At 71.5% G+C, this 9362-nt stretch carries 7 protein-coding genes and 1 pseudogene; 6 read left to right on the forward strand and 2 right to left on the reverse strand.

Translation table 11 applies throughout. The features are described 5' to 3' along the window. Together AC08OQ_RS13930 and AC08OQ_RS13935 are read left to right on the forward strand one after the other, a co-directional pair. Nucleotides 1–749, forward strand: a 749-nt coding sequence (locus AC08OQ_RS13930) for a TAXI family TRAP transporter solute-binding subunit (RefSeq protein ID WP_476601445.1), incomplete at its 5' end; no start/stop codon positions are given. Between the two features lie 154 nt (nucleotides 750–903). Further along, nucleotides 904–2097 (forward strand): thiolase family protein, encoded by a 1194-nt coding sequence (locus AC08OQ_RS13935; protein WP_462188257.1) that lies wholly within the window; start codon nucleotides 904–906, stop codon nucleotides 2095–2097. Between the two features lie 54 nt (nucleotides 2098–2151). Here the strand turns inward: AC08OQ_RS13935 and AC08OQ_RS13940 are convergent, their stop codons facing one another. Next, nucleotides 2152–2706 carry a DUF4232 domain-containing protein gene (locus AC08OQ_RS13940; protein WP_462188258.1) on the reverse strand — a complete coding sequence of 185 codons (555 nt, stop codon included), beginning with the start codon at nucleotides 2704–2706 and terminating at the stop codon, nucleotides 2152–2154. A gap of 460 nt (nucleotides 2707–3166) precedes the next feature. On the opposite strand from AC08OQ_RS13940, the gene AC08OQ_RS13945 reads away from it, so the two are divergent. Together AC08OQ_RS13945 and AC08OQ_RS13950 are read left to right on the forward strand one after the other, a co-directional pair. Beyond that, a complete protein-coding gene (locus AC08OQ_RS13945; RefSeq protein ID WP_476601446.1) occupies nucleotides 3167–4624 on the forward strand; it encodes a hemolysin family protein in 1458 nt (485 codons plus the stop codon). After that, nucleotides 4621–5688 (forward strand): hemolysin family protein, encoded by a 1068-nt coding sequence (locus tag AC08OQ_RS13950; protein WP_476601447.1) that lies wholly within the window; start codon nucleotides 4621–4623, stop codon nucleotides 5686–5688. Before AC08OQ_RS13945 ends, AC08OQ_RS13950 begins: the two co-directional genes overlap by 4 nt. Before the next feature lie 104 nt (nucleotides 5689–5792). Here the strand turns inward: AC08OQ_RS13950 and AC08OQ_RS13955 are convergent, their stop codons facing one another. Then, a complete protein-coding gene (locus AC08OQ_RS13955; RefSeq protein WP_476601448.1) occupies nucleotides 5793–6611 on the reverse strand; it encodes a class I SAM-dependent methyltransferase in 819 nt (272 codons plus the stop codon). A 334-nt stretch (nucleotides 6612–6945) separates the two neighbouring features. Between AC08OQ_RS13955 and AC08OQ_RS13960 the strand changes: the two are divergent. Together AC08OQ_RS13960 and AC08OQ_RS13965 are read left to right on the forward strand one after the other, a co-directional pair. Then, nucleotides 6946–7233: pseudogene (locus AC08OQ_RS13960) on the forward strand (protein kinase family protein); the annotation flags it as partial. 91 nt (nucleotides 7234–7324) lie between these two features. Continuing rightward, a complete protein-coding gene (locus AC08OQ_RS13965; RefSeq protein ID WP_476601449.1) occupies nucleotides 7325–9334 on the forward strand; it encodes a protein kinase family protein in 2010 nt (669 codons plus the stop codon). The last annotated feature ends 28 nt before the right edge of the window (nucleotides 9335–9362 follow it).

A 9362-nucleotide genomic window follows, 5' to 3' on the forward strand; every position in this document is an offset into this window, starting at 1 on the left:
TACGCCTCGTCGGCCAGATCTACTACGACGTTCTTCAGCTCATCGTCCCGACCAACTCCAGCATTCATAGCGCGGACGATCTGTGCGGCAAGACGGTCGAAAGCGGAATGCTCGACTCGGGCACCCACCAGATCGCCTCCGTGCTGTTCCGTCAGATCACCCGGGTGAAAGGAGCGGGCTGCGTCATCCGTCCGGTGACCGGGAACCGGATAGCCGAGGCTCTCCAGAAACTTCATCCCACCGGTGCGGATCACGCCGACGCGGTCCTGTGGGCGGCGGGCGCTCCCACGATGGCGGTCCAGGAATACAACGACAGCTACCAGAAGATCAGATTCGTGCCACTCGACGACTGGCAATCGGCGATCCAGCGGGACTGGTACTCCCAGTACCTCGATGTCGGAGCCAACGTCTTCACAAGGGCCGCTATCGAGCCGGGTGACTACAACATCATCCCGTCCCAGCCGACACAGACCCTCGCAGTGCCGAACGGCATCGTCGCCAGCAAGTACGCCGACGCCGCGCTGGTCGAGTTCGCCGCCCGGATGATGGGTGAACACTCCGCCGAGTTCAAGGCCACCCTGTGGACCACCCATCAGGCGCAGGCGCAGGCGCGCCGCCTCGATTTCGCGACTCCCGGCTCCTTCATCGCGACCAACATCTGCCGGTACGTCCCGCTACATCCGGCAGCGGAGAGATACTATACACATGCGCTCGGTTATCCGACGGGATGCCCGGCCCCGACCCCCTGACCTCCGGTTCACTTGTTGACCCATCAAGAGGGTGGCCCGTAGCGTCGATCCAGGCAAGCGCCAGGCAACGGGTAGGCGACACGGGCAGGGCAACGGTCGATCCGCCGTCATTGTGATGATTGTGACGTGTGATGGTTGTGACGAGGGAGAGCCCATGGAGAACGCAGTCATCGTCGATGGGGTACGCACGGCGTCGGGACGGGGCAAGCCGGGTGGGGCGCTGTCCGAAACCCATCCGGTGGAGCTGCTGGCCACCGTGCTGAAGGCACTGATCGCCCGCAACGACCTTGATCCCGCGCTGGTTGACGACGTCATCGCCGGGTGTGTCGACCAGGCCGGCGAGCAGGCCGTCAACATCGGGCGCACCGCGGTGCTGGCGGCCGGGTTCCCCGAGTCGGTGCCGGCCACCACGATCGACCGCCAGTGCGGGTCGAGCCAGCAGGCCGCCCATTTCGCCGCGCAGGGGGTGCTCGCCGGCGCCTACGACATCGTCATCGCCGCCGGGGTGGAGTCGATGAGCCGGGTGCCGATGGGCTCCACCACCCTCGGCAAGGACCCCAACGGCCCGAGCCTGCACGCCCGCTACCCGGAGGGCCTGGCCCACCAGGGCATCGGCGCGGAGCTCGTCAGCGCCCGATGGAAGATCAACCGGGAGGACCTGGACATCTTCTCCGCGCGGTCGCACCAGCTCGCGGCGGCCTCCGCCGCGGCGGGGGACTTCACCGGGGAGATCGTCCCGGTCGAGATCACCCTTCCGGACGGCACGACAGCCCAGCACACCGTGGACGAGACGGTCCGAGCGACCACGACCGTTGAGACGCTGGCGATGCTCAAGCCGTCCTTCTACACCGAGGCGTACGCTGCCCGCTTCCCGGAAATCACCTGGAACATCACCCCGGGTAACTCCTCCCCGCTGACCGACGGCGCCTCGGCCGTCCTGATCATGAGCGAGACCAGGGCGAACGAGCTCGGCCTGCGGCCACGGGCCCGGTTCCACACGTTCGCGCTCGCCGGGGATGACCCGTTGCTCATGCTGACCGCGCCGATCCCGGCGACCCGCAAGGCGCTCAAGCGCGCCGGTCTGAGCATCGACGACATCGACACCTTCGAGGTCAACGAGGCGTTCGCGCCCGTGCCGCTCATGTGGGCCCGCGACACCGGTGCCGACCCGGCGAAGCTCAACCCGCGCGGGGGCGCCATCGCGCTGGGCCACCCACTGGGTGGATCGGGCACCCGCCTGCTCACCACGATGCTCAACTACCTGGAGGCCACCGGCGGCCGTTACGGCCTGCAGACGATGTGCGAGGGCGGCGGCCTGGCCAACGCCACCATCATCGAACGGCTCTGACCTCCACCGGCCGATCCACCGGCATCGCCCTGGGCACCGTGGGAGCCGGCCCGGTCACGCCGTGAACGCGGCCACGGTGAGCTGCCGCACGGCGGGATCCCGGCATGCCCGCGTGTCCGGGCCGGTCAGCCGCAGCGCCTCGGTGTTCCCCGGCGGGTACACGCGCAGCACGGCGACCGGCGCGGTCCCCGAGGGAGGTGTGCAGCCTTCCGCCACGCCGAGATGCAGGATGCGCAGGACCGCCGTCGCGGCGCCCCCGGGCACGAGCCGCACCGGCGCGCCCACCGGCCCCGTGTGCTCCGCCGCCGCGCCCACCTGCCGGCCGGCCGCGTCCACGAACGACACGCCAGGGAATCCGCGTACCACGCAGGGGCTGTGACCGATGTTGGTCAGGACCAGCCGTTCGTAGTCGCTGCCCGCGGTTCCCTGGCGGTCGATGCTGCTCAGAGCGAGTTGAGCGGTCCGGCACCGGGCCGCCACGGGCGTCGCCGGAGCCGCCACCGCGGTGCCCCCGCCGCCGCCCGGGCCCGGGCCGCATCCGGCGACGAGGATCGCCGTCGCGGCCAGGGCGAGTACCACCGGAAAAACCCTCCCATGAGACCTGTGCATGACGACCTCCTCGTCGCGCGGCGAGCCGGCAAGCCACCCGGTGATGTCACCCAATCCCTTCCCGCTGCTACCCTCCGTGACACCGTCGGGGATCCGTCATATCGGGCTCCAGGGCTCTTGTTCTCATCGGCGCGTCCGGTTCCTCACCATCGCGTCCGGCCCACGCCCGCCGATCGACCGTTCTCCAGTACCGGGCCGGCCGGGCCACGACACCGGACCGGCTGGCCGGCTGGCCCACACGGTGATCTTCTACTGAGGCCCACTCAGGGTCTGGACCGTGCGCCGACCAGAGGTCATCGTGAAACGAACGGGCTATGAAGCGCGTTGTTGCCGCGTGACGGGGTAGGCCCGCGGGCCGGGTCACCCCGCACCGACCGGAAGGGATCATGAAAGTCTCCGAAGATGCCGGGTGTAGTTCCGGCCGACCCACGCGCGAGGAAGCGCCCGCGGGGGTCGACCGATGATCGAGGCGCTTCTGTTGGTACTCAGCCTGGTGCTCGTGGCCGCCTGCGGCGTTTTCGTCGCGGCCGAGTTCGCTTTCGTCACGGTGGACCGGCCCTCGGTGGAGCGGGCCGCCGAGCGCGATGATCGGGGCGCCCGCGGGGTACTCACCGCACTGCGCGGTCTGTCCACCCAGCTGTCCGGCGCCCAGCTCGGGATCACCATCACCAACCTGGCGATCGGTTTTCTGGCGGAGCCCGCCATCGCAGGGCTGCTCGAGGGGCCGATCACCTCGCTCGGCGCCCCGGACGGGCTCGCCCGGGCGGCGTCGGTGGCGATCGCCCTGGTCCTCGCGACGGGCCTGACGATGGTGTACGGCGAGCTGATCCCGAAGAACCTGGCGATCGCCCATCCCCTCGGCACCGCGTTGGCGGTGCAGGCTCCCCAGCGTGCCTTCACGAAGGCCACCGGCCCGCTGATCCGCTCGCTGAACACCACGGCGAACGCGCTGCTGCACCGCCTCGGCATCTCGCCACGCGAGGAGCTGGCCTCGGCCCGTTCGGCTCAGGAGCTGTTCTCCCTCGTCGGGCGGTCTGCCGAGCACGGCACCCTCTCCCACGAGACGGCGACGCTGGTGCAGCGATCCCTGCTGTTCGGTGACCGGACCGCCGAAGACGTCATGACACCCCGGATGCGCATGCGCACCGTCCATGCCGACGAACCGGTCAGTGAGGTTATCACCCTCACCCGGCGCACCGGGCACTCCCGCTTCCCGGTACTCGGCACGGACAGCGACGACGTCGTGGGCCTCATCCATGTGAAGAACGCGGTCGCCGTCCCCGAGGACGCCCGGGACCATACCCCGGTACGCGACGTGATGGTCCCGCCGGTGACCGTGCCCTCGACGATCCTGCTCGACCCCTTGCTGGAGACACTGCGTGCCGGCGGCATGCAGATGGCGATCGTGGTCGACGAGTTCGGCGGCACCGACGGACTGGTCACCGCCGAGGACCTCATCGAGGAGATCGTCGGCGACGTTGTCGACGAACACGATCGGGTCAGCCCGCGCGCCCTGCGCCGACGGGACGGCAGCTGGCTGCTCTCCGGCCTGCTGCGCCCGGAGGAGGCCCGCAACGTCACGGGGATCGACATCCCCGCGGACGACACCTACCAGACCCTGGGCGGTCTGATGGCCCGGGCGCTGGGACGCATCCCCGGGGCGGGCGACACGGCGGCCGTGGAGGGCGTGCGGTACACCGTCGAGCGGATGGACGGCCGGCGGGTCGACCGGATCCGCCTGGATCCGATCGCGCCGACGGGCGCCACGCCGGAGAGGGCTACGGACCCGCCGGTCGCGGACCCCGCGGATCGCCGACCCGGCACAGGCCCGGCAGGCCCGGCAGGCCCGGCCGCTGAGGAGGCCGAGGATGCCGAGGATGCCGAGACCGCCTCGGCCGGAAGGGCGGGGTGGGGATGACCGACCTGCTGGCGATCGTCGCCACCGTCGTCCTGCTGGCGCTGAACGCGCTGTTCGTCGGGGCCGAGTTCGCGCTGATCTCGGCCCGGCGGTCGAGCTTGGAGCCGATGGCCGAGGCGGGCTCGCGGCTGGCGAAGATCGCCCTTGGGGCGATGGAGAACGTCTCGCTGATGCTCGCCGGGGCGCAGCTCGGCATCACCGTCTGCACCCTGGGCCTCGGCGCTCTCGGGGAACCGGCGGTCGCGCATCTGCTCCGCGGACCGTTCGAGGCGGCCGGGATGCCCTCCGCCCTGCTGCACCCGGTGGCCTTCGCCATCGCGCTGGGCCTGGTGACCTTCCTGCACGTGGTCGTCGGCGAGATGGTCCCGAAGAACATCGCGCTGGCGATGCCGGAGCGTGCGGTCCTGCTGCTCGCCCCGCTCCTGGTCGGAGTCGTCCGCTGCGGCAAACCGGTCATCGCGCTGCTCAACACGATCGCGGCCGTGTCGTTGCGGCTCGTCGGCGTCGAACCGAAGGACGAGATCGCGAGCGTCTTCACCCGCGACGAGGTCGCCGGCCTCATCGAGGAGTCGCATCGGGAGGGTCTGCTCGCCGAGGATGAACACGACCTGCTGACCGGGGCGCTGTCGTTCGAGGAACGCACCGCGCGTGCCGTCCTGCTCCCGCCGGACGGGCTGGTCACCGTGTCCCCGGCGGTCACTCCCCGGCAGGTCGAACAGCTCGCCGCGCGCACCGGATTCACCCGCTTCCCGGTGCGGGACCCCGAGGGCGGACTGATCGGCTACCTGCACCTCAAGGACGTGCTGGAGACCCGGCCGGAGCAGCGGTCCAGCCCGGTCGCGGCCAAGTGGACCCGGCCGCTAGCCCGAGTCGGCGCCGACGACAACCTGCGGACGGCGCTGGCGACGATGCAGCACTCCGGCGCGCATCTGGCCAGGGTCACCGACGCCGACGGTACGGTCCTCGGGCTCGTCGCGCTGGAGGACATCCTGGAGGAGCTGGTCGGGGAGATCCGCGACGACGCCGTTCGCACGGTCGTGATCCCCACCCACCAGCCCGCCTGAACCGTCCGGTCCCGTATCTCCCGTATCTCCCGTATCTCCCGGTTACCTTGCCTATCCAGAGGCTTCGGTGTCCGATTTATCCCTCTGGATAGGCAAGGTGGGGATCAGCGGCGGGGTTCCCGGGCGACGATGACCGCCATCGACGGCGCCCACCAGTAGCTGCAGTCCGCCGGCGGCTGCAGGCCGTCGACGACACGCACGCTGAAGGTGCGGAAGTGGCGGAGCAGGGCCCGCTGATGCCGCCGGGACACCGAGTCGATCTCGTTCGAGTAGTAGGTGAACGAACCGCCGTCGGCCAGGTGGTCGGCGGCGTGCGCGAAGAAGTGCTCGGCGAAGGTGGGGCTGCGCACGAAATACTCGTCGACCTCGGTCTCGTCGAGGGGATAGGTGTCAAAGAGGATGCCGTCAAACCGGCCGAGGCCGGGTATGGCCTCCTGCCAACGCCCGGTGATGATCTCCACTCCGCGGCGCCCCGCGGGGCGGGCCCACTGCTCGGCGACGCGCACCGTGGCCGGGTTCGCCTCGATGATCATGTGCCGGGCCGGGCCGATCTCCTGGACGAACCCGGCGGACAGGCCCAGGCCGAACCCGACCTCGAGGACGGTACCGCCCGGCTGGGTCACCTCGGCGGCCAGCGCCCGCATCAACGGCGCCTCCCAGGTCTGCATCACCTCCTGGCCGGAGACGAGCAGCGTGCCCTCGACCACCGCGGGGACCGCCGCGTCGATGGCTGTGTCGATCGTCGGACGAGGCGCCCCGGCCACCATCGTGCCGGCCGTCTCGTCCAGCGCGCTGAGATCGGCGACGAACTCGTCGAGGGCCCGGTCGAGCAGCAACCGCCGTGGCTCCTCGGAGACCGGGGCGAGCAGGGACCGCGAGGTCGGGGTCAGTGTCACGTCGAACTTTGCCGCGCGGCGGAGCACAGGGCCTCCCAGATCATGCATCTTTGCCGGTATTGCGCTATATTCCGTCCATACTGGTTCTGTCCATACTGCGATCTTCCATCCTTTACTGCGATACTTTGCCTGTGCGCCCGCGCCGGTCCAGGCATCCGCCGTATCTGAGAAGGTCGCCGGTCTCGGCGTACCTTGGGAGCGGGGCAGGGCGTGCGTGGCCGTTGTCCCACTACGGGAGTGGGGCACGGTGACGGGGGCGACACCACCTCCGCTGCCCGGCGACGCCGTGCGCCCGCTCCAGCTGACCGATCCGCGGCGGCTCGGGGTCTACCAGGTGATCGGCCGGCTCGGGCAGGGCGGCATGGGCACCGTCTTCCTCGGCCGGGCACCCGACGGAAGCGCCATCGCGATCAAGATGATCAGGCCGGAGCTCGCGCAACGGCCCGAATTCCGCGCCCGGTTCGCCCGCGAGGCCGAGAGTGCCCGCCGGGTCCGGCGGTTCACCACGGCCGCCGTGCTGGACGCAGATCCATACGGGCCCCAGCCCTATCTCGTGACCGAGTTCGTCGAGGGTCCGACGCTGTCGAGGCGCGTCTCCGTGCGGGGGCCGCTGCGGCCCGCCGATCTCGAACAGCTCGCAGTCAGCGTGACGACCGCCCTGAGCGCCATCCACGCGGCCGGGATCGTGCACCGCGACCTCACCCCCCGGCAACGTCCTGCTGTCCCCGGTCGGCCCCAAGGTGATCGACTTCGGTCTGGCCCGCGAGTTCAACGCGGACACCGACCTGAACCACAACGTCCGGCATGCCATCGGTACGCCCGGTTACATGTCCCCGGAGCAGATCCTCGACGTACCGATCACCTCGGCGGTCGACGTCTTCGCCTGGGGCGCCGTCATGATCTTCGCCGCCACCGGGCACGCGCCGTTCGGCACCGGTCCCATCGACGCCATTCTTTACCGCATCGTCAACGAGCCACCGCGGCTCGACGGAGTTGGCGGCGAGCTGCGCAACCTCGTCGAGATCGCGATGGCGAAGGACCCGGCGGCCCGGCCGAGCGCGGAGGAGCTGCGGACATCGCTGATCGGCGGGGGTAGCCTCCCCGCGCACCCGGAGCCCGGCACCGGACCGCCCGGACCGCCCGGCACCGCGCAGCCCACCGGACGTGCCCGCCGCTGGGCCCGGCGCCGGCCATCAGGCGCCAAGGGGCCGGCGCCCAGGCCGGAGCCGCCCGGCGGCACGGGCAGCACGGGCAGCACCGCCGCGAACGTGGCGGACATGCCCGTCACCCAGCTGTCCCCGCCGCCTGTCGCCTCGCCGCCGCCGATTCCAGCCCGGACCCCGCCGCCGCGTGGACAGCCCGGGTCGGTACCCCCGCATCCAGCAGGAACCCCGCGCCCGCCGGCACTCAGCCCATCACCGGCCCCGTCGCCACCGGCCCCGTCCAGGCGGCGGCGGTCGCGGCCGGCACTGCTCGTCACCGGACTCGCCATCGCGATCGCCGCCGCGGCAATGCTGATCATCGTGCCGCGCGGCGGTGGCCCGTCGCCGGTGTCGGCGGCCGACCGCGCGTCCATCTCGTCACGCCTGGCCGCGGACGCGGCGGCCCAGCGGGCCCGGCAACCGGGCCTGGCCGGCCGGCTGAGCCTCGCGGCCTACCGGATCGCCCCGACGGAGGCCGCGCGCGCGGCCGTCCTCGCGTCCTTCGCCCAGTCCACCGCCGCGCGGATCCCCGCCGGTCCCGCGGCCTTCTCCGACATCGCGCTCAGCCCGGACAGCACGACCCTCGCCGGCACCGACGACACCGGCAGCCTCCACCTCTGGAAGGTCGACGCTGCCGGCCGACCCACCGCCACCGCCGGGGGTTCCGCGAACGACCATGCGCACGGCGTCGTGTTCGACCGCTCGGGCACCCGACTCGCGACGGGTGGGGAGACCGACGCCGGCCGGCTCTGGGACATCGCCGATCCGGCGTGCCCCCGGCCGCTCAGCACGCTCGACCCCCAGGCCACGCCGGTCCATCGGCTCGCGTTGTCGAGCAGTGCGCATCTGCTCGTCACCGCCGGCGAGGACTGGTCGGTGGGGCTGTGGGACGTCGCCGATCCGGGGCGGCCCGTCTCGATCCAGTTGCTGATCGGCCGCGCGGGGCCGGTGACGGACGTGGCGCTGCGGCCGGACGGCGCCGTCCTCGCCATCGCCGGCGCCAGCGGCACCGTGCAGCTGTGGAACGTCCGCGACCCCCGCAGACCTGTCCAGATGGTCTCGGTGCCCGGCCACACCGGCGCGGTGAACACCGTCGCGTTCAGCCCGGACGGACGGCGGCTGGCCACCGGCGGCGACGACCGGATCCTGCAGGTCTCCGACGTCGGCGATCCCGACCATCCGCGGGTCCTGCGCCGGCTGTCCGGCCACACCGCCCCCGTCGCCGCCGTCGCCTTCACCACCGACGATCATCTGGTGAGCGCGGACGGCGGTGGCGCGGTCGCCTACTGGGACCTCTCCGCCCCCACACCCGCGATGACCCCCCTGGGCGTCCTGGACGCACCCGCCCGAGCGGTGGCCGTGACCGGCACCAAGACCGGCACCGAGACCGTCGCGCTGACCACCGACAAGGGATCGGTCCTCCTCGGGACGCTCGACCCGGCCAGGCTGCGCCGGCTGGCCTGCGCCAGGCCGGGCGCGGCCCTGAGCCCGGCCGAATGGAGCCGGCTCATTCCTCGCCTCCCCTACACCGACTCCTGCTCCGGTTAAGGCCCGCTCCCCGGCTCCGCCAAACGCA

The sequence above is a fragment of the Frankia sp. CcCS3 genome (genome assembly GCF_977927575.1).